The sequence below is a fragment of the Shinella sp. OV683 genome (assembly GCF_057787725.1).
In genome coordinates this window covers 82798-101662 of the sequence record NZ_CM173543.1, presented here as the reverse complement: position 1 = coordinate 101662, position 18865 = coordinate 82798, and the positions used below count along the sequence as shown (strand labels likewise).

The 18865-nt window shown below is 58.6% G+C and carries 22 protein-coding genes; 8 read left to right on the top strand and 14 right to left on the bottom strand.

Going from position 1 to position 18865, the window contains the following annotated elements:
- Positions 1–59 precede the first annotated feature (59 nt).
- Both ACXHRN_RS00495 and ACXHRN_RS00490 read left to right on the top strand, forming a co-directional pair.
- Positions 60–872: a tetratricopeptide repeat protein gene (locus ACXHRN_RS00495; protein ID WP_488639412.1), complete on the top strand. Its 813-nt coding sequence runs from the start codon at positions 60–62 to the stop codon at positions 870–872.
- 5 nt (positions 873–877) lie between these two features.
- A complete protein-coding gene (locus ACXHRN_RS00490) occupies positions 878–1162 on the top strand; it encodes an Imm27 family immunity protein (RefSeq protein WP_488639411.1) in 285 nt (94 codons plus the stop codon).
- 255 nt (positions 1163–1417) lie between these two features.
- Here ACXHRN_RS00490 and ACXHRN_RS00485 read toward each other — a convergent pair whose 3' ends face one another.
- The 11 genes from ACXHRN_RS00485 to ACXHRN_RS00435 all read right to left on the bottom strand — a co-directional run bounded on the left by ACXHRN_RS00485 (position 1418) and on the right by ACXHRN_RS00435 (position 11291).
- Entirely contained in the window at positions 1418–2404 is a 987-nt protein-coding gene (locus tag ACXHRN_RS00485; protein ID WP_488639410.1) for a type II secretion system F family protein, read from the bottom strand.
- A 16-nt stretch (positions 2405–2420) separates the two neighbouring features.
- Complete coding sequence (locus ACXHRN_RS00480; protein ID WP_488639409.1) at positions 2421–3431, bottom strand: type II secretion system F family protein; 1011 nt, start codon at positions 3429–3431, stop codon at positions 2421–2423.
- Positions 3432–3481: 50 nt separating this feature from the next.
- Positions 3482–4966 (bottom strand): TadA family conjugal transfer-associated ATPase, encoded by a 1485-nt coding sequence (locus ACXHRN_RS00475; protein WP_488639408.1) that lies wholly within the window; start codon positions 4964–4966, stop codon positions 3482–3484.
- Between the two features lie 32 nt (positions 4967–4998).
- A complete protein-coding gene (locus ACXHRN_RS00470) occupies positions 4999–6285 on the bottom strand; it encodes a CpaE/TadZ family protein (RefSeq protein ID WP_488639407.1) in 1287 nt (428 codons plus the stop codon).
- A 54-nt stretch (positions 6286–6339) separates the two neighbouring features.
- Positions 6340–7032, bottom strand: a complete 693-nt coding sequence (locus tag ACXHRN_RS00465) for a CpaD family pilus assembly protein (RefSeq protein ID WP_488639406.1) — start codon at positions 7030–7032, stop codon at positions 6340–6342.
- A gap of 10 nt (positions 7033–7042) precedes the next feature.
- On the bottom strand, positions 7043–8617 hold the full coding sequence (locus tag ACXHRN_RS00460) for a type II and III secretion system protein family protein (protein WP_488639405.1): 1575 nt from the start codon (positions 8615–8617) through the stop codon (positions 7043–7045).
- 14 nt (positions 8618–8631) lie between these two features.
- Positions 8632–9456, bottom strand: coding sequence for a Flp pilus assembly protein CpaB (gene cpaB, locus ACXHRN_RS00455; protein ID WP_488639404.1), 825 nt, complete (start codon positions 9454–9456; stop codon positions 8632–8634).
- A 165-nt stretch (positions 9457–9621) separates the two neighbouring features.
- A complete protein-coding gene (locus tag ACXHRN_RS00450) occupies positions 9622–10134 on the bottom strand; it encodes an A24 family peptidase (protein WP_488639403.1) in 513 nt (170 codons plus the stop codon).
- A 199-nt stretch (positions 10135–10333) separates the two neighbouring features.
- Positions 10334–10504, bottom strand: a complete 171-nt coding sequence (locus tag ACXHRN_RS00445) for a Flp family type IVb pilin (protein WP_488639402.1) — start codon at positions 10502–10504, stop codon at positions 10334–10336.
- A 231-nt stretch (positions 10505–10735) separates the two neighbouring features.
- Positions 10736–10909: a Flp family type IVb pilin gene (locus ACXHRN_RS00440; RefSeq protein ID WP_488639401.1), complete on the bottom strand. Its 174-nt coding sequence runs from the start codon at positions 10907–10909 to the stop codon at positions 10736–10738.
- Between the two features lie 208 nt (positions 10910–11117).
- Complete coding sequence (locus ACXHRN_RS00435) at positions 11118–11291, bottom strand: Flp family type IVb pilin (protein WP_487385244.1); 174 nt, start codon at positions 11289–11291, stop codon at positions 11118–11120.
- Positions 11292–11742: 451 nt separating this feature from the next.
- Between ACXHRN_RS00435 and ACXHRN_RS00430 the strand changes: the two genes are divergently transcribed.
- From ACXHRN_RS00430 to ACXHRN_RS00405, 6 genes are all read left to right on the top strand, one after another.
- The gene (locus ACXHRN_RS00430) at positions 11743–12165 is read left to right on the top strand and encodes a pilus assembly protein N-terminal domain-containing protein (protein WP_488639400.1); all 423 of its coding nucleotides are present in this window, start codon (positions 11743–11745) and stop codon (positions 12163–12165) included.
- A gap of 118 nt (positions 12166–12283) precedes the next feature.
- Positions 12284–12895, top strand: a complete 612-nt coding sequence (locus ACXHRN_RS00425; RefSeq protein ID WP_488639399.1) for a TadE/TadG family type IV pilus assembly protein — start codon at positions 12284–12286, stop codon at positions 12893–12895.
- Positions 12896–12911: 16 nt separating this feature from the next.
- Positions 12912–13514, top strand: a complete 603-nt coding sequence (locus ACXHRN_RS00420; RefSeq protein ID WP_488639398.1) for a TadE/TadG family type IV pilus assembly protein — start codon at positions 12912–12914, stop codon at positions 13512–13514.
- Between the two features lie 92 nt (positions 13515–13606).
- Complete coding sequence (locus ACXHRN_RS00415; RefSeq protein ID WP_488639397.1) at positions 13607–14827, top strand: phosphopentomutase; 1221 nt, start codon at positions 13607–13609, stop codon at positions 14825–14827.
- Positions 14828–14926: 99 nt separating this feature from the next.
- Positions 14927–15556 (top strand): uracil phosphoribosyltransferase, encoded by a 630-nt coding sequence (gene upp, locus ACXHRN_RS00410; RefSeq protein WP_488639396.1) that lies wholly within the window; start codon positions 14927–14929, stop codon positions 15554–15556.
- Positions 15557–15669: 113 nt separating this feature from the next.
- A complete protein-coding gene (locus ACXHRN_RS00405) occupies positions 15670–16182 on the top strand; it encodes a TIGR02281 family clan AA aspartic protease (protein WP_488639395.1) in 513 nt (170 codons plus the stop codon).
- On the opposite strand, the gene deoA is transcribed toward ACXHRN_RS00405, so the two are convergent.
- From deoA to ACXHRN_RS00390, 3 genes are read right to left on the bottom strand one after another with little or no spacing between them, the layout of a single operon-like run.
- Positions 16175–17485, bottom strand: coding sequence for a thymidine phosphorylase (deoA, locus tag ACXHRN_RS00400; protein ID WP_488639394.1), 1311 nt, complete (start codon positions 17483–17485; stop codon positions 16175–16177). The genes ACXHRN_RS00405 and deoA overlap by 8 nt on opposite strands.
- Positions 17486–17890 (bottom strand): cytidine deaminase, encoded by a 405-nt coding sequence (locus ACXHRN_RS00395; protein ID WP_488639393.1) that lies wholly within the window; start codon positions 17888–17890, stop codon positions 17486–17488.
- 1 nt (position 17891) lies between these two features.
- Positions 17892–18863, bottom strand: coding sequence for an ABC transporter permease (locus tag ACXHRN_RS00390; RefSeq protein ID WP_488639392.1), 972 nt, complete (start codon positions 18861–18863; stop codon positions 17892–17894).
- Between the last annotated feature and the right edge of the window lie 2 nt (positions 18864–18865).

Below are 18865 nucleotides of genomic sequence, written 5' to 3'. Positions count from 1 at the left end.
GGTTGCGATGGAAATCGGGCAAATTTGCTGTCGCCGGCCAAACTGATAGGGGTTGCGACATGGCTCGATCGAGAATTTTCACCTCCCGGGGCGGATTGCAGAGCGGTGCGCTCATCCTGGCCATGTTGCTCGCTTCGTGTGCCACTGCCAGCCGGGAGACAACGGGATCGATCCCCAATCTCAACAAGCCCGTCGACCAGATGAATTCAGCCGAACTCTCCGCGGCAACGCGCAAGATCGGCGACGATTATGCGAAGAACCCCAAGGATCGCAATGCCGGCCTGAATTACGCGGCACTTCTGCGGATGACCGGCAAGAATGGCCAGTCCCTCGCCGTCATGCAGCAGGTCGCCATCGCCAATCCGAGTGATCGCGATGTGCTTTCGGCTTATGGCAAGGCATTGGCCGGCGCCGGACAACTCGAGCAGGCGCTTTCGACCATCTCCCGCGCCCAGACGCCGGATCGTCCCGATTGGCGGCTGAAATCGGCCCAAGGCGCCATCCTCGACCAGATGGGCCGTCCCGACGAAGCGCGCCAGGCCTATCGCGATGCACTCGACATCCAGCCGAACGAACCGTCCGTGCTCTCCAATCTCGGAATGTCCTACTTGCTGACGCGCGACCTGAAGACGGCGGAAACCTATATGCGCTCGGCCATCAACCAGCCGGGCGCCGACAGCCGCGTCCGCCAGAATCTCGCGCTCGTCGTCGGGCTGCAAGGCCGCTTCCAGGAAGCCGAAAACATCGCCCGCCAGGAACTGACGGCCGAACAGGCCGAAGCCAATGTCGCCTATCTCAAGGGCATGCTGGCGCAGGAAAGCTCGTGGCAGAAGCTATCGAGCGCCGACAACAAGAAGAGCAATACCAACTAACCTGAATGAAAATCGATCCGCATGAAACGTTCATTCTCGGCAAATTCGTTGAACACGACGGCAAGACGTTGTGGGATCAAACTGCCCAACGCATCTTTGGTTTGACCAAAAGCTATCTGCGAAAGATTGCGGTCTCGGCGAGCGGCTGGGAAACTCTCTACCTCGATGAGATGGACGGGCGGTATTGGGAGTATTTTCATCCTCAGGCAGAAATGCACGGTGGAGGGCCTCCGGCCCTCCGACTATTGAGCGATGAACAGACGCGAGCCATCTATGGCGGCGATATGTAGCGGAGACCGATATGGCCGATCTACATGCGACAACCGTATCAATTGGGCCATGATCCTGCGCAGTCTTTTCCCCGATAACCCTACTGCCATTTCGTGACACCTCCCCTGGGGAGAGTGGATAACACGCAGCACCTCTTCGCATTGATTTCGTGGCGGACGCAGGTGCTTAGGCTGTGCGAGATTTTGCACGGAAAACACTCTCCTTCCGTCAGGGGGAGATGAGTGACCGCTGCGGCTTGCCCCGGTCTGCTAGACTCAGAACTTGTCCGATACCTGGATGCCGGCCGGCCCGAGAATGACCGCGATCAGCACCGGCAGGAAGAACAGGATCATCGGCACCGTGAGTTTAGGCGGTAGCGCCGCAGCCTTCTTTTCCGCCTCGTTCATGCGCTGGTCGCGGCTTTCCTGCGCCAGCACCCGCAGTGCCATTGCGATCGGAGTACCGTAGCGTTCCGCCTGGATCAGCGCCTGCGTGACCGCCTGCACCTGATCAAGCTGGGTGCGCTTGGCAAGGTTTTCATAGGCCGCGCGCCGTTCCTGCAGGAACGACAGTTCGGCGTTGGTCAACACCATTTCCTCGGCGAGCTCAGCCGAACTCTCGGTCATTTCTTCCGACACACGCTTGATAGCCGCTTCGATCGACACGCCTGATTCGACGCAGATCAGCATCAGGTCGAGTGCATCCGGCCAGGCTCGGCGAATGGACTTCTGGCGCTTGCCGATCTTGTTGGAGATGAAGATGTTTGGCGCATAGAAACCGAGATAGGCAACGCCGATAACGGTCAGCAACCGCACCATGAAGCTCTGGTCAGCGAGATAACCCAGGAAGAACACGTAGAACGCGGCCGCGGCGCCGAAGGCGAACGGCAGCGCGAAACGTGCGACCAGAAATGTATTCAGCGCATTCTGCGATCGGTAACCGGCGGCGCGCAGCTTGTCGACCGTGCCGGCATCGACCAGCGCCTCGCGAAGATTGAGCCGCTCGACGATCTGGCGGATATTGGTGTTGTTCTGGTGTCGAAGGCTGGTCTTCTGCATCGACATTTCGGCGTTCAAGCGCGCACGCTCGCGTCCGCGGATCAATTCGCGCTCGGTGGTCACGGACTTCATCCGCTTCTCAAGCCCTCCGCGATCGAAATAGGGCAGGATGAGGCTGTAGATCGTTGCAAACACTGCGATTGCGACGAGGCCGGCAAAGATGATCGTCGGGTCCGTCAGGGTCTTTACGGTATCGCCGTTCATAGCCTTGGTTCCCTTGTCAAATATCGAAGTTGATCATGTTGCGCATGACGAGGATGCCCATCGACATCCACACCGCCGAGGCGCCCATGATCAGGTGACCGCGTGGGTCGGTGAAAAGGATCATCATATATTGTGGCGAAGTCAGGTAGACGAGCGTCGCCACGATGAACGGAAGCGCACCGATGATCACCGCTGAAGCCTTGGCTTCCATCGAAAGTGCGTTGACCTTGGCCTTCATCTTCTTGCGGTCGCGCAGCACGCGTGAAAGGTTGCCCAGCGCTTCGGAGAGGTTGCCACCGGCCTGCGCCTGGATGGTGATGACCACAGCGAAGAAGTTGACCTCCTGCAGTGGCACGCTCGAATGCATTCGGCTGATCGCTTCAGGCACCGAGAGACCCATCTGCTGCGCCTCGACAACCTTGCGGAACTCCGACTTGACGGGTTCCTTGGCTTCGCCGGCGATCAAACGGATGGCGTCATTGAGCGGCAGCCCCGATTTGATCGACCGCACCATGACGTCGAGCGCATTGGGCAATTCGGTGATGAACTTGCCGAGACGGCGCTTCAGCATAAAGGCAACGAAGAGCCGTGGCAGACCCAGGCCGATCACGAAGGCAAGTCCCAGCGAAAGGTAGATCGGCATGCCGAGCATGAAGGTGACGACCAGCGTCGCGATGGTAAGGATCAGGCTGCCGATGTAAAACTGCGTTTCGCTGAAACCAAGCCCGGCCTGGGCAATGCGCGCCTTGATGGTCGCCGCCTTCTTGCGGCTGACTTCCTTCTGCTTCTTTTCCAGATCCTTGAGCGAATCCTGAACGGATTTGCGCCGCTTGGTCATTTCGGCCATGCGATCGCGCGAGGCCTTGACCTTGACGCGGTCGGTCTCGGCAGCCTTGATCTTGTCGACGCGGCTCTGGGCCTTTTTGTCGGCCTCGATCCGCGAAAACAGCACACCATAGCTTACCGCCCCGGCCGCGATGGCGACGAGCGCGATGATAGCAATCACTGTCAGATCCAGACCGAACATCAAAACACCTAGCTTCCCGAATTCCGCTTCTGCCCTATGGCTATTTCCGCTTAAGCCCTCGACTTGGTTTCCATCTCGTCCAAAGCCGCAGCCAGGCGCTTGTCTTCATTGAAGTAGCGGGCGCGGTCCCAGAAATGCGGCTTGCCGATGCCTGTGGACTTGTGGCGGCCGATGATCTTGCCGTTGGCATCTTCGCCTTCCATCTCGAAGCGCATCAGGTCCTGGGTGATGATGACATCACCTTCCATGCCGATCACTTCGGTGATGTGGGTGATGCGGCGCGAACCGTCGCGCAGGCGGGCGGCCTGGACGATGACATCGACCGAGCCGGCGATGATTTCGCGCACCGTCTTGGCGGGCAGCGTAAAGCCGCCCATGGCGATCATCGATTCGATACGGCTCAGGCACTCGCGCGGGCTGTTGGAGTGGATCGTGCCCATCGAGCCGTCGTGGCCGGTATTCATTGCCTGCAGCAGGTCGAACACTTCAGGTCCGCGGACTTCGCCGACGATGATGCGTTCAGGCCGCATACGCAGGCAGTTCTTGACGAGTTCGCGCATCGTCACTTCACCTTCGCCTTCGATATTCGGCGGGCGGGTTTCGAGGCGGACCACATGCGGCTGCTGCAGCTGAAGTTCGGCGGAGTCTTCGCAGGTGATGATGCGTTCGGTCAGATCGATGTAGCGCGTCAGGCAGTTGAGCAGCGTCGTCTTGCCTGAACCGGTACCGCCGGAGATGACGACATTGCAACGGACGCGTCCGATGATCTGCAGCAGCGTGGCACCCTCCGGCGTAACCGCGCCGAATTTCACCAGCTGATCAAGCGTCAGCTTGTCCTTCTTGAACTTACGGATCGTCAGTGCCGCACCATCGATGGCCAATGGGGGCGCGATGACGTTGACACGCGAGCCATCCGGCAGGCGCGCGTCGCAGATCGGTGAGGATTCATCGACACGGCGGCCGACCTGGCTGACGATACGCTGGCAGATCGACAGCAGCTGGGTGTTGTCGCGAAAGCGGATTTCGCTCTCCTCGATCTTGCCAGCGACTTCGATGAACGTCTGCCCCGCGCCATTGACCATGATGTCGGAGATGTCGTCGCGTGCGAGCAGCGGTTCGAGCGGGCCGTAGCCCAGCACGTCGTTGCAGATGTCGGCGAGCAGCTCTTCCTGCTCCGAGATCGACATCGCATAGCTTTTGATGGTGATGATATCGTTGACGATATCGCGGATTTCCTCGCGCGCGCTCTCCGTATCGAGCTTGGCGAGCTGCGAAAGGTCGATCGTGTCGATCAGAGCGGAGAACACCTGCGTCTTGGTGTCGTAGTAGTCCTCCGAGCGCGCAGTCTTCTTGCGCGGCTGCGGTGGAGGAGCGACGTTGCGGACGGATTGTGTTTCGCGCTTCGGCTCCTCAAGCACCGGCACATGCATCGGCGCCAGCGGAGGCGGCTGAATCACGGTCGCAGCCGGCGGCGGCGCGATCACCTGCGTGCCGCCGCTTTTGCCAAAACCCTCATTTCCACGCTTGCCAAACATCGGCTCTACTGCTCCGTACCCATCAAACTACTTCACTTCTTGCCGAGCATTCCAAGAATGCCGCCGAGGCCGCCCTTCTTGGATTTCTTGATCGTTGCCCTGCCGGTAACGACATGGGCAATCTGCGACATGATCTCGGCAACGGGCGATTTTGCATCCATCTCGGCAATCATCCGGCCCGAATTGGCCGCGCCGCCGAACAGCTGCGTATCGAAGGGAATGATCGCCGTCGGCTGGATCTCCAGCGGTGCGCAAAAGTCGGCCGGCTGGATCTCCGGTCGCTTCGGCAGACCGACCTGGTTGAGGACCAGGTGAGGAGTCTTGTCGTTCGGCCGGAGCTTCCTGAGCGAATCGAACATGTTCTTGGCATTGCGCAGATTGGCGAGGTCCGGCGCGGCGCAGATCACCACTTCATCGACATCGGCAAGCAGCGACCGCGTCCATTCGTTCCAGGCATGCGGCACGTCGAGAACGCTGATCGGCGCGGTCCTCTGCAGCACGTCAAGCACTGGCTGGAAGGCCATGCGGTCGAAATCGTAGGCGCGATCGAGCAGCGACGGCGCGGCAAGCAGCGACAGATGCTGCGAGCACTTGGTCAGCAGGCGATCGAGAAAGACTTCGTCGAGACGTTCCGGCGAATAGACGGCTTCCGCTATCCCCTGAGCTGGATCCTGGTCGAAATCGATATTGGCTGTGCCATAAGGCAGATCGAGATCGGCCAGAATGGTTTCGGACGAAAACAGCGTCGAGATGCCCCAGGCGACATTATGGGCGAGGGTCGAGGAGCCGACGCCACCCTTGGCGCCGATGAAGGCGATGCAGCGACCGAGCGGCTCGGCTTCCGGATCGACGAAGATCGACGAGATCGCCGCAATCAGGTCGCTCAGCGACACCGGCGTGACCATGTATTCGGAAACGCCGGAGCGGATCAGCTCGCGATAAAGCGGAATATCGTTGTAACGGCCGATGATCACCACCTTGGTGGTGGGATCGCAGACCTCGGCAAGCGGTGCCAGCTCTTCCATGATCGCGCCGGGTTGCGCGCTGGTCTCGAGCAGGATCAGGTTCGGCGTCGGCGTGGACGAGAACATGTTGGCCGCGGCCTGGATACTGCCCTGATTGACGCGGAAGCTGACCTTGGCCATGCGCCGATCCTGGGCCAGCTTTTCCATCAGGCCGTACATGCCCTCGGTTTCGCAAAAGCCGTGGATCGAAATGCGCGGAAGCGGGCGGAGATGATCGAGATCGCCCGGGCGCGTCTGGACTTCCGCATCCGGCTCGTCGGCTCCCGTCTTGATTCCATATTCGACTGCGTTCATCGTCTTGCTTCCGTTTTCTGTTCGAGAAATTGCCGGCGGAAGATGCCGCCCGCACTATTCCTCACGGTAAACTCGAATAACCTCGGCCCTGCGTTCGGCATCGATCGGTGTCATGCCGCGCGGCCCGACCAGATCGGCGGGGCTGGCGATCTGGGCTGCCAGGTTCTGCTGATTGGCGCAGCCGAAGTTTTCCCAATTGGTATTGTCGATCACCGTCTTGCCGAACAGGTCGCTCGGCCATTGTCCGCAGTCATTGGTGATCGCGGTCACCCCAATGAAGCTCAACCGCACCGGCGCCGACGCATCCGGCGATTGCGGGGTGTAGCTCGAGGTAATGATCCTGGTATTGGCAATGTCGGCAGCAGCGAGCACCTTGCGGATTTCGTTGCGAACTGCATTTGCGGATCCGGAATTGGCCGCACCCTGGGGGACGATGATCGCGATCGTGCCACGCGAGATCGCCTTGTAGTCCTGCGCAAAGCCAGTGATCAGGTCGCGTGTCGCCGGCGTCAATCTGCTCTGGCCTGCTCCCACCGGCACATCGAGATTGTGTTCGACTTCAGCCAGTGTGATCGGATGGCGCGTGCGATAATCATCCGGGATCGAGCTCGTGGTCTGCCTGTCCGGCCGGACCGTACCGCACGAGCCCAGCATCGCCGAGGTGGCGATCAGCACGGCGGCACCCGCAAGCCGGAAGACCCTGGCTCTGGCCTGATGTGAAGGGGCAGCGTTCTGGATGTTCAACATGTTTGTCCCCTCACTTGTAGATAAAGCCGACATTGCCGTTGTAGCGGCCCGGCGTTTTTGCATCGTCGCGCCGGCCATAGATCTTGTTGACGCGGTTCAGGAAATACATCGCCACATCGCCTTCCGGATTGAAGTTGTCGTCCGGGCGGCCCAGCTTGGAGCGCTCGACAGGACGAACAAGATACGGCGTCGCGATGATCACCAGTTCGGTTTCGCTGCGCTGGAAATCCTTCGAGCGGAACAGCGTTCCAAGGATCGGGAGGCGTGAAAGCCCGGGATAGCCGGACGTAGCCTGGCGGATATTGTCGCTCACCAGACCCGCGATAACGATGGAGCCACCGGACGGGAGTTCCACCGTCGTTGAGGCCTCGCGCTTGCGAATACCTACATACGTCGAGCCGCTGCGGTTCTCGAGCTTGCCAAGCGCATTCCTAAAGAAACCACCAGGACTGACGACCGATCCCTCGAAAGTTGGTTCGGAGACATTCGTCTCGATACTGAGGGAGATACGGCCGGGGGAAAGTACAACAGGCTTGAAATTAAGCTCAATGCCGTATTCGACCGACTCTGTTTCGCGTGTGATGCTACCGTTTCTTTCAAGTTCCTGCTTCGACGTCACTCGGAACTCGCCGCCGACGTTGAATTTAGCCTGCTGACCTGAAATCGCGGTAAGACTGGGTTCCGCAAGCGTACGCATAACTCCAGCCTGCTCCATCGCATTCACGAAAGTGGTGATGTCCAGGCTTCCTATAGTGCCGGTAGCGGTCGCGTCTGTGAAAGCATTGACGGACGCTCCGAGGTTGGTAGGATTCTGGAATGATATCGAACCATTGGTGCCCGAGATATTGCTGTTGAATCCCAATTGCTTCAGCACCTGCCGGCTCACCTCGGCCACGGTAACCTTCAGCGTCACCTGATCTTCCGCCTCGATCGTCAGCAGATTGACGATCTGCGAGGTCTGCCGCGCTTCGTTGAACAGTCCGACCGTAGCATCGCCTGTAGCGGACGAGGCCGACGCGGTGATGTTTCTGGTCGTCGCTTCACCACCAGTGACGAATATTTCCGCAAGCTTCGAAGCCTGAGAGGCATCCTGCGGCGTCCGCACAGTACCCGAAAGCACGATATTGTCGGATATGATTTCGACCGTGATATCGGAATCGGGAATGAACCGCTTGAGCTGCGTCTGCAGCGTGGTGATATCCCGCTCGATCTCGAGATCGATCGTCACCAGTTCCTCGCCGCCTGCGCCGAAAACGAAGACATTTGTCTGCCCGACGGCCTTGCCGAAGATATAGAGGCGCGTCGATGTACGGGTCACAGCATCGGCGACTTCGGGGTTCGCTACGAGAATATCGTGGGCATCAACCGGCAGGTCGATGACGATCGCCTTGTTCAGGCCAAGCTTGATGTTCTTGGAAACGCCGGGGCCAACCTGGGAGATCTTGTAGATGGACTGGGCGGCGGCGTGCGCCTCGGGAACGCCGAGAATGTCCAGGCAGCCCAAGCCGGGCACGCCCGCCACTGCAAGCGAGAGGCTGAGCGTCGCGGTGAACGGGATGAGAAGTTTGCGGTTTGATGTCTTCACGGACCTGCCCCTGTTCACTGGCTCTGCTGAGCGCCGGAATTGGTGTCGTTCAATTTCTGGATGACGCCCGACTTGATCACCTGGATCGTCGGAGTGCCGCTATCGCCGGACAGCAGATGTTTGGCGAACGCCGAGTCAGGCTCCTGTGCGTCGGCAACCGATCGGAGCGCCAGTGTCAGCTTGTCAGCCAGTTGCTGTGCTACCGCGATGATCTTGGCCTGGTCAGGATTGAGCTCCAGCGTCGCGGTCGTACCGACCACAGCCTTTGCGCCCTCTTCCTGCTCCTGGATATTCTGGTCGATCGCCAGGACGCGGATATTCGTCAGGATCGTCTCGGTTGAGTAGCTGCCGTCTTCTTCCTTCTTGACCATGATGACGTCGACACGGTCATTCGGCAGGATGAAACCGCCGGCGCTGGTGGAAACGGTGATATCCGCGCTCACGGCGCGCTTGCCCGAGGGCAGCAACGAAGACATGACGGCATTGCCGGGATCGGCGATCTTTTCCGCACGCAGCGGCTCGCCTTCGAAAATCGGCATCCGGACGATCGCGTTCTTCAGTTCCGTCAGAGCTTCGGGGCGCTTCTGCTCTGTAATAAAACCTTCGACGATCGAGCCTTCGGGCCAACCGGCCCAGCGCATCGATTCCTCAGTCAGTTTCGAGCCGATCGGAAGATTGGCCGACGCGACGAGCACGTTGACGACGGGTTCCTTCTTGACCACCGTTTCGGACTGCATCTGGACCACGGTTTCCTTGCCCGTCATATTCATGGCAAGGAATGCGGCAGCACCTGCGGCAACGAGCGCTACGCTCAATATGATAAGGCGGGCGGGCTTCATTCCAGGATCCCTGCGGTTGACGAATTTCAAGCCGCAGAATGGTCAGGAATTGGTGTAATTATGGTTAACGCGACACTTACGAATATAGTTAATTGTAAATAAATTCGTTGTTCTTCGATCAGTTGAACATCGTCGAAGACGCGATAACGTTATAGCTTGCTTGAATTAGTGAATTGTGCCGATAACCGACTGGACGAGCGGCGATGTCGGAAAGGCCAGGAACGCAGCCGCACCGATGGCGATCCCGTATGGCACCTTCTTGGCATGCAGCATTGTTTCGGGGATCGGCATCCGCGAAACGATAATCAGATTGTGATTGGCCCGCAGCATGAGGATGATAACCGACAGGAAGCCGCCCAGGATGGAGACATAGGTGAGGTAGACCACCAGCGATTCATTCAACCCGAACCAGACCGCGCTTGCGGTCAGGATCTTGGCATCGCCTCCGCCCATGATGCCGAATGCGAAAAGCGCAAAGCATGCCGCAAAGACTGCGCCACCTGCACCGATATGCAGGGCAAAGTCGTGCAGGGATATGCCAGTGAAGGGGGCGATCACAATGAAAGATGCCACCAGCACGATCGACAGGCGGTTGGGTATGGTCATGGTCAGGAGGTCGCTGAACGCGGCCATCGCCATGCACATCGGAAAAACCACAAGGATCGTTGCTGCAATCATCCTCAGAGACCTTCCATCAACTCGGGATCATCGGTAGAGGAGCAATTCTACTCCGACCGGCTTAACAAAGCGCAAACCTCAAACGATCACAGCGCCGCGCATTCCTGGTGAATACGGGCGCCGTGCGGCTCAGATGCCACGATATGAAGCAATCGATGCCACGGCCTCGCCGGGAGAGTTGCAGCATCCACGCTTCCTATCAGGTCACGTTAAGCTTGGTCGAAATCGCGTTAAACTGGGTATTGAGCGAGTTGCCGAGTGCAGTGGCACCGGTGATCAGTGCGACGGCGATAAGAGCTGCGATCAGTCCGTATTCGATGGCGGTAGCGCCAGACTCGTCCTGTAGAAGACGCGCGAAAAGCTTTGGCATGGGAACCCCTTTTTCAACAGCCACAACAACCCTCGTCATCCACATCTATAATTCTTTTTCATTGAGTTTGTTTTAACGGGATAGGTAAACGCCAAGTAACAACCGTGAATTCATCACTGTTTTCCGTGTCATACGGGGATTCTCGTAAATCATTCCAGAAAAGAAAATGGCCCGCATGAAGCGAGCCATTCCATTCAGGAAGAAGATGCTGATGGGGTATGCGAGTAGAAATCAGCCGGTGTAGTTCAGCTTGGTCGAAAGTGCGTTGAACTGCGTATTCAGCGAATTGCCGAGCGCAGTGGCACCCGTGATCAGAGCAACAGAAATAAGTGCCGCAATGAGACCGTATTCGATAGCGGTCGCACCGGATTCATCTTTGGCAAAGCTTGCGAAAATCTTGAGCATGTAAACCCCCACGGTTCGGTGAAATGCAACACCAAACGTTGCACATAGAGACATATAATATAGATGAATTGCGGTCAGATTAATACTGTGATTAAAAGTGAAACTAATTTTACTTATTAGATAATACTTCACTAAGACGGACGTATCGAAAATAAAAAACGGCCCGCCATTTTTTGGCGAGCCGCTTTGCTGTTCTTGAGAACAGAGATCAGCCGGTGTAGTTCAGCTTGGTCGACAGCGCATTGAACTGCTTGTTGAGCGAATTGCCGAGCGCGGTAGCGCCGGTAATAAGAGCAACGGAAATGAGGGCTGCGATAAGGCCATACTCGATGGCGGTAGCGCCGGACTCATCTTTCATGAAGCGTGCGAAAATCGCGGACATGTTGGTCTCCTGGTAAATGTACATCAGCACTTCCGCCAACTGTTTTCCGTTGATCGGATAGCTGCAGACTACATGTGGCTCGTTTCGCCCGGCTTAATAAAGGAGGTTAACATTTGGTAAATGACTTTCAAGTTCTTGTTTGGTGAAAATATTACTAAGCGTATCCGCGCATTTTTAAGTAATTCGGCCTTGTGTCTGGCAGCGTTGAAAAACCATGTAGCTGGGCGTTTTCTCCTCTTTGCCGCAAACGGTACTGGTAACCGTCAGCGATACGCGCACATGTAGGGGGAGCGCGCGCGACGGATCTCGAAAGGAGACAGGATTATGGCACGCAACGCGCTGTCGCAGTGTGGCCGTTAAAGCGAATGTCTGCTAAAGAACCAGAGCCTTAAGGCTTCATTCATCAATCTTGTCCATTCTCGATTCATTAAACCGGGTTTGGAATCAGGTCATGCGCCTATCGGCCGCTCTCAGAAGTGCATCATCGTGGACCGGCATCGCGGTATTCGCGTGTGTCGTGGCGCTTGTCGCAGGCCAGACGGCAAAGGCCGACGACAACATGATGCGCGTCTTCCTCAATCACGCCAAAGTGCTGAAGCTCGACCGGCCTGTTTCCAAGGTTATCGTTGGCAATGCCAGGGTGGCCGATGCGACTGTCGCCGATTCCCAGACGATCGTGCTGACCGGCAAGGCTTTCGGTACGACCAATCTCGTCCTTCTCGATGCAGAGGGCAACGCGCTGCTCGACGAGCGCATCCTCGTCTCGATCGACGAAGGCAATACCGTGCGCATGTTCCGTCAGACGGAACGCACAGTCCTTTCCTGCACTCCGTCCTGCGAAGTTCATCAAGCATTGGATACCGGAGCTAATTAAGCTTCGGCTGGAATCTTAAGGCCTTCTTGCCAAACCGGTTAAACTTGTATTTCCGGCAAGAACCGGGACTTAAAGCTTTGTCGTTATTGTCTCCAAAATTCCAGCGCAAGGACGCTTGATGACCGGGCAACGGACGAGCAAGAACAGGGAGTGGACCATCTTCAAGCGGCTCCGAAAGGACCGCGAAGGTGCGGCCGCAATCGAATTTGCGTTGCTGGCCATCCCATTTCTAATGCTGATTTTTGCGACTTTCGAGACATTCGTCGCCTTTGCCGGCGAGCAGCTCATGGCAAATGCCGTCGATACCATGGCGCGCAAGATCCGCACCGGAGAGATCACCTTCGGCCAGGGCAAGGCAACCGACGTCACCGAGGTCGAATTCCGCCAGGAATTCTGCGACCAGATCGCCATTCTCAGGATGTGTTCATCCACCGAGGCGAACACCCCGTCCAAGCTCTATCTCGATGTTCGCCAGTTCGCATCGTTTGCCGACATGCCCAAGGACATTCCGAAAGTGTCGAGCGCTGAATATGCCGATCTCGACACTTCGGAATTTGCCTTTGCGCCGGGCGGCTCCGACACCAACAATATGGTGCGCGCCTATTACCGCTGGCAGATCGTCACCGATCTCGTCCGGCCGTTCATCACCAACATCCGCCCGCCGGGAACGCTTATCCCGACCGACTATCTCATCGTATCGACCGCTGCTTTTCAGAATGAAAAGTACTAGGCCGTCAGGAACGCACATGTCCGGTTTTGAAGACCTGCCAAAAAACCGCATCGCCGCATCTGCCAGACGGTTCAGGGCATTGTTCTCCGACCGATCCGGCGCGAGTGCCATCGAGTTCGCCTTTCTCGCGCCAATCCTGCTGGCGATCTATCTCAGTTCATTCGAGATCACCACGGGCTACACGGTCGCCCGCAAGGTGCTGAAGGCTGCAGGCACCGTCGCCGACGTCGTCACACGGCAGTCGACCGTCAACAAAGCCTTTCTCAACGATATGATCGATACGGCGGAAGCCACTATCGCCCCCAATGGTACCACCGGCATGACGATGAAGATCACCGGCGTGACGATCGATAGCGCCGGCAATGCCAAGGTTCTCTGGTCGTGGGATGAAGAGGGCAACGCGCCCTATACGAAGGGCGCGGCCGTGACAGTGCCGTCCGATATGCGCACGCCCTCCTCCTTCCTCGTGCATGCCGAAATCTCGCAGCCGCACAAGATGATGCTGTTCCTTGGATCGCCGACAGGTTTCGCGAATTCGGTGCGCACCATCACCATCACCCGCGACTTCTTCTATCGCCAGCGCATGAGCGAGGATATTGCCTGCCTCGATTGCTCCTGATCGCCATCGGTTGCCAAACCATTCGCCTGGCTTTACTCAATGCGGGTTGGCAATCGACACTCTGAGCCCCATTGGGCTCGAAAGGCATATCAATGGCACGCGCTTTCCTCTTCGTGCTCGACTCCTTCGGCATCGGCGGCGCCGCGGATGCCGAGAAATATGGCGATCTGGGAGCGGACACGCTTGGACATATCGCTGAATTCTGCGCTGCCGGCGTGGGCGATCGTGAGGGACTGCGCGAAGGCTCATTGCAACTGCCCAACATGGCGAGCCTCGGCCTGATCCATGCCCACCAGCTAGCCAACGGCAGGCCGCCGCGCGGACTTGAACTGCCCGCCAAGGTGATCGGCGCCTATGCCGCTGCCAGCGAGACCTCGCGCGGCAAGGACACGCCATCCGGACATTGGGAGATTGCCGGAACGCCCGTAATGTTCGACTGGGGCTACTTTCAGGTTGGCGAGGAAGCCTTCTCGCCCGAACTGGTGCAGGAGATCTGCAAGGCGTGCGATCTCCCCGGTATTCTTGGAAATTGCCACGCATCCGGCACCGAAGTCATCGCCGAGTTCGGCGAGGAGCATATGCGCACCGGCAAGCCGATCTGCTACACCTCCTCGGACTCGGTTTTCCAGATTGCCGCCCATGAAGAAACGTTCGGCCTCGACCGGCTGATTTCCATGTGCGAAACCGTCCGCAAGATCCTCGATCCGCTGAATATCGGCCGCGTCATTGCCCGACCCTTTATCGGCACGGCGCGCAATAATTTCGAGCGCACCGGTAACCGCCGTGATTTTTCGGTTCCGCCACCCGAGCCCACCTTGCTCGACCGGCTGATCGACGCGGGCGGCAACGTCCATGCCGTCGGCAAGATCGGCGATATTTTTGCCCATCAGGGCATATCCACGCTGACCAAGGCCAATGGCAATATGGCTTTGTTCGATGCGACGCTAACGGTCATGGACAAGGCCGAAGGCGGCGATCTGGTCTTCACCAATTTCGTCGATTTCGACATGCTTTACGGTCATCGCCGCGATGTGCCGGGCTATGCTGCAGCCCTTGAGGCCTTCGACCGGCGGCTGCCGGAGATCGCCCGCCGCATGCGTGTGGATGATCTCGTCATCCTGACGGCCGATCACGGCTGCGATCCGACATGGCGCGGCACCGACCACACCCGCGAACGCGTGCCTGTGCTGGCTTTCGGCCCCGACGTCATTCCCGGCTCGCAAGGCCTGCGCTCGACCTTCGCCGATATCGGTGAAACCATTGCTGCACATCTTTCGATCGGCCACGGCAAGCACGGCAAAAGCATGCTCTAAAATGGGGATGAGCACTGCAAACGGAAATGTTTCCTTGCAGCGCTTCCCGCCGCGTGAAAAGAGTTGGGCGAGAGATCAATCAAGAAGAGGGCAACTCCGATGGAAGGCGTAACCGTCATCAATCATCCGCTGGTGCAGCACAAGCTGACCATCATGCGCAAGAAGGAAACGTCCACGGCTGGCTTTCGCCGGTTGCTGCGGGAGATTTCCACCCTCCTCTGCTATGAAGTGACCCGCGACCTCGAAATGACCATCGAGGAAATCGAAACCCCGATGACCACGATGATGTCGCCCATTCTCGAGGGCAAGAAGCTGGTCTTCGCCTCGATCCTGCGCGCTGGCAACGGCCTGCTCGAAGGCATGCTCGACCTCGTCCCTTCGGCCCGCGTCTCCCATATCGGCGTCTATCGCGACCACGAAACGCTGAAGCCGGTCGAATACTATTTCAAGGCGCCGGAAGATATCGACGAGCGCCTCGTCATCGTCGTCGACCCGATGCTGGCCACCGGCAACTCCTCGATTGCAGCCATCGACAAGCTCAAGGAACGCGGCGCCCATAACATCCGCTTCCTGTGTCTGCTGGCAGCGCCGGAGGGCATCAAGAACTTCCACGCCTTCCACCCGGACGTGCCGATCTACACCGCCTCGATCGATAGCCATCTCAACGAGAAGGGCTACATCGTGCCGGGCCTGGGCGATGCCGGCGATCGCATGTACGGAACGAAATAATTAACCCGCTGTTAACGCAGATTAATATCTGACGGGGACAGCGGTCACTAATTTACATTTCGATTAGGAATTCCGCCTATCGTTTCCGGAGTACCCGAAACGAGGCATCTCAAATGATCGGACGCGCAATTCTCATATGGTCGTCGGCGGTCGTCGTCGCGATCAATGTGCCGAATATGGTGGGCTTCGTCTCCAAGAGCGTGGCCGCGAGCGAAAGCCAGTCCGCCGATGTCGTCAATGTCTCAGCCGAGAATGGCAGATACTACGTCCTCAAGGCCAATGAGCAGGGCCACTTCGCCGGCAAGTTCCGCTTCAACGGCAAGCCGATTGGGGCAATGGTGGATACAGGGGCGACCTTTGTGACCATCAACGAATCCGACGCCCGCAGCCTCGGCTACGGCGGCAATGAGCTCAATTTCCGCTACAAGGTCTCCACCGCCAATGGTGAAGTCAAGGCTGCCCGCGTGATGATGAAGTCGGTGGAAATCGGCACCGTATCGGTCCGCAACGTCGAGGCGTTGGTGCTGCGCGGCAAGTCGCTGCAGTTTCCCCTGGTTGGCATGAGCTTCATGCAGAAGCTCGGCTCCTACTCCGCCGACAATGACGAGATGCGACTCATCAACTGATGAGCTTCAGGATCGCCGGCCCCCGCATGGTCGGCACCTCGGAAATACCGACGCAATCGAGATAATCTCGCGTGGCTTTTGCAGCCGCGTCCTCGCTCCGTGCATGCACGAAGGCGATCGGCGCGCCGGCCTCGACACGGCTGCCGATCGGCAGAATAGCGGAAAAACCGGTCCTGTGATCGATAGCATCATCCGGCCGCATCCGACCGCCACCCAATCCAATTACCGCGAGCCCGACATCCCGTGTCTTGAATGCGGAGATATAGCCGCTGTTCGGCGCCAGGATGGGCGAGATCACCGGCGCTGCCGGCAGATAGGCCTTCCAGTTCTCGACAAAATCGTCGGGACCGCCAAGCGCCGCCACCATCTGTCCGAAGAGTTCCAGCGCCTTGCCGCTCGAAAGCGCATAAGAGGCTTCGGCGGCCGCTGCATCGAGCGTCTCGGCAATGCCAGCGTTGACCAGCAAATGCGACGCAAACGCCATCACCACTTCATGACTGCGGGTACCTGGCTTGTTGCCGCTCAGGAACTCCATCGCATGCGCGACTTCCACGGCATTGCCGGCGCAGTCGGCGAGCGGCTCGTTCATGTCGGTGATCAGCGCTGAGGTTTTCACTCCCGCCCCGTTGGCGACATCAACGATCGAGCGCGCCAGCACCTCCGCCTCCTCCATGCTCTGCATGAAGGCGCCGTTGCCGGTCTTGATATCCATCGTCAGCGACTGCAGCCCGGCGGCCAACTTCTTCGACAGGATGGAGCCGGTGATCAGCGGCACCGAATCCACTGTCGCTGTGACATCCCGGATCGCGTAGAGACGCTTGTCGGCCGGCGCGATCTGGCCGGTCTGGCCGACGATCGCGCAGCCCACCCGCTTGACGACGTCGCGAAATTTTTCCGTAGTCGGGAAGATATCGTATCCCGGAATGGATTCGAGTTTGTCCAGCGTGCCGCCGGTATGGCCCAGCCCCCGGCCGGAAATCATCGGCACGGCCACGCCGCAGGCGGCCACGATGGGCGCCAGCATCAGCGAGACATTGTCGCCGACGCCGCCGGTCGAATGCTTGTCGCCAACGGGCTTGCCGAGATCGGGCCAATCCAGCACATCGCCGGAATCGCGCATGGCAAGTGTCAGCGCCACCGTCTCCTCGGCACTCATGCCGTTGAACCACACGGCCATGGCAAAGGCCGCCACCTGGCCTTCGGAAATGCGGTTTTCCGCCAGAGCCTTGATGAACTCATAAATCTCCGCCGGCGGCAGGGTCCCGCCATTACGCTTGGCGAGAATGACTTCCTGCGGCAGCATTCACTGGGCTCCGTCGATCGTGTCGGTCTGGAAGCTGAAGGGCAGAAGCTCGTCCATCGTCATGGTCTTCTTGATACCCGTCTCGTCGCAGAGATGGATGCGGGTGTTGCGATCGCCGAACTCGGCGATCTTCTGCCGGCAACCGCCACAGGGCGGGCAAAGCGCCATCTTTTCGGCAATCACAGCAATCTCGACGATCTTGCGCTGGCCACCCATGACCATGGCGCCAATCGCGGTGCACTCGGCACACCAGCCTTGCGGAAAGGCAAGATTCTCTACATTCGCGCCCCTGTAAATCTTGCCGTCCTCAGCGCGGATCGCCGCGCCGACAGGGAACTTCGAATAGGGCGCATAGCACAGTGCCATCGCATCGCGTGCGGCTTCGAACAGTTGGTAGGTGGACATCTTACCGTTCCTTCACATAGGGCGTGCCAGACGCCTTTGGCGGCGTCGCTTTGCCGATAAACCCGGCCAGGAGGACAACGGTGAGCACATAGGGCAAGGCAGTCCACAGCTGAACTGGCACTTCACCGATCAGCGGTATGGTCTTGCCTTGCATGGCGATCGACAGCGCGTCCAGAAAGCCGAACAGCAGACAAGTGAAAAGGATGTTCTTCGGCTTCCAGTTGGCGAACACCAACGCCGCCAGCGCAATATAGCCCTTGCCCGCTGACATGCCCTTGGTGAATCCCTGGCTCACAGCCATCGACATGAACGCGCCGGCCAGGCCTACGAATACGCCGCCAAGCAGAACAGCCTGGTAGCGTAACCGCGCCACGGAGATGCCGGCCGTATCAACCGCGCCTGGATTTTCACCCACCGCGCGCAACCTGAGGCCAAAGCGCGTCCTGTAGAGCACCCACCACGTGATCGGCACCAGCGCATACGCGAGATAGGTTAGCCAGTAGTGGCCGGAAAGAATCCTGGAATAGATCTCGCCCAAAACCGGGATATTTGCGACCGAGGCCGCAAACGGAAGGCCCCAATCGGCGCTGAATTTGGCGCCCTCGCCGAGCGATGGTGTCCGTCCGGCCATATTGAACCAGGCGTTGCCGATGATCACCGTGCCGCCCAACGCAATGAAATTGATCGCCGTGCCTGACACGATCTGATCGCCACGTTGGGAGATCGACGCGTAGCCATGCACGGCCGAAAACGCCACAGCACAGGCGATAGCGGCGAGCAGGCCGAGCATCGCATTGCCGGTGTAGGCCGCAGCCGAGGCGCCGGCGAAAGCCGATGCAAGCAGCTTGCCCTCCAGCCCGATGTCGACGACGCCGGCGCGCTCCGCATAGAGGCCCGCCAGTGCGGTGAGGATCAACGGTACCGACATGCGGATCGTACCCTGCATGATCGAGATTATCTCAGCATAGGACATCG

Coding starts and splice junctions, on each gene's coding strand:
- ACXHRN_RS00440 (WP_488639401.1), bottom strand. CDS start 10,909: ATGCTCAAGATTTTCGCAAGCTTTGCCAAAGATGAATCCGGTGCGACC.
- ACXHRN_RS00425 (WP_488639399.1), top strand. CDS start 12,284: ATGACCGGGCAACGGACGAGCAAGAACAGGGAGTGGACCATCTTCAAG.
- ACXHRN_RS00470 (WP_488639407.1), bottom strand. CDS start 6,285: ATGAACGCAGTCGAATATGGAATCAAGACGGGAGCCGACGAGCCGGAT.
- ACXHRN_RS00465 (WP_488639406.1), bottom strand. CDS start 7,032: ATGTTGAACATCCAGAACGCTGCCCCTTCACATCAGGCCAGAGCCAGG.
- ACXHRN_RS00495 (WP_488639412.1), top strand. CDS start 60: ATGGCTCGATCGAGAATTTTCACCTCCCGGGGCGGATTGCAGAGCGGT.
- ACXHRN_RS00490 (WP_488639411.1), top strand. CDS start 878: ATGAAAATCGATCCGCATGAAACGTTCATTCTCGGCAAATTCGTTGAA.
- cpaB (WP_488639404.1), bottom strand. CDS start 9,456: ATGAAGCCCGCCCGCCTTATCATATTGAGCGTAGCGCTCGTTGCCGCA.
- deoA (WP_488639394.1), bottom strand. CDS start 17,485: ATGCTGCCGCAGGAAGTCATTCTCGCCAAGCGTAATGGCGGGACCCTG.
- ACXHRN_RS00430 (WP_488639400.1), top strand. CDS start 11,743: ATGCGCCTATCGGCCGCTCTCAGAAGTGCATCATCGTGGACCGGCATC.
- ACXHRN_RS00395 (WP_488639393.1), bottom strand. CDS start 17,890: ATGTCCACCTACCAACTGTTCGAAGCCGCACGCGATGCGATGGCACTG.
- ACXHRN_RS00415 (WP_488639397.1), top strand. CDS start 13,607: ATGGCACGCGCTTTCCTCTTCGTGCTCGACTCCTTCGGCATCGGCGGC.
- ACXHRN_RS00435 (WP_487385244.1), bottom strand. CDS start 11,291: ATGTCCGCGATTTTCGCACGCTTCATGAAAGATGAGTCCGGCGCTACC.
- ACXHRN_RS00420 (WP_488639398.1), top strand. CDS start 12,912: ATGTCCGGTTTTGAAGACCTGCCAAAAAACCGCATCGCCGCATCTGCC.
- upp (WP_488639396.1), top strand. CDS start 14,927: ATGGAAGGCGTAACCGTCATCAATCATCCGCTGGTGCAGCACAAGCTG.
- ACXHRN_RS00475 (WP_488639408.1), bottom strand. CDS start 4,966: ATGTTTGGCAAGCGTGGAAATGAGGGTTTTGGCAAAAGCGGCGGCACG.
- ACXHRN_RS00405 (WP_488639395.1), top strand. CDS start 15,670: ATGATCGGACGCGCAATTCTCATATGGTCGTCGGCGGTCGTCGTCGCG.
- ACXHRN_RS00450 (WP_488639403.1), bottom strand. CDS start 10,134: ATGATTGCAGCAACGATCCTTGTGGTTTTTCCGATGTGCATGGCGATG.
- ACXHRN_RS00480 (WP_488639409.1), bottom strand. CDS start 3,431: ATGTTCGGTCTGGATCTGACAGTGATTGCTATCATCGCGCTCGTCGCC.
- ACXHRN_RS00445 (WP_488639402.1), bottom strand. CDS start 10,504: ATGCCAAAGCTTTTCGCGCGTCTTCTACAGGACGAGTCTGGCGCTACC.
- ACXHRN_RS00485 (WP_488639410.1), bottom strand. CDS start 2,404: ATGAACGGCGATACCGTAAAGACCCTGACGGACCCGACGATCATCTTT.
- ACXHRN_RS00390 (WP_488639392.1), bottom strand. CDS start 18,863: ATGTCCTATGCTGAGATAATCTCGATCATGCAGGGTACGATCCGCATG.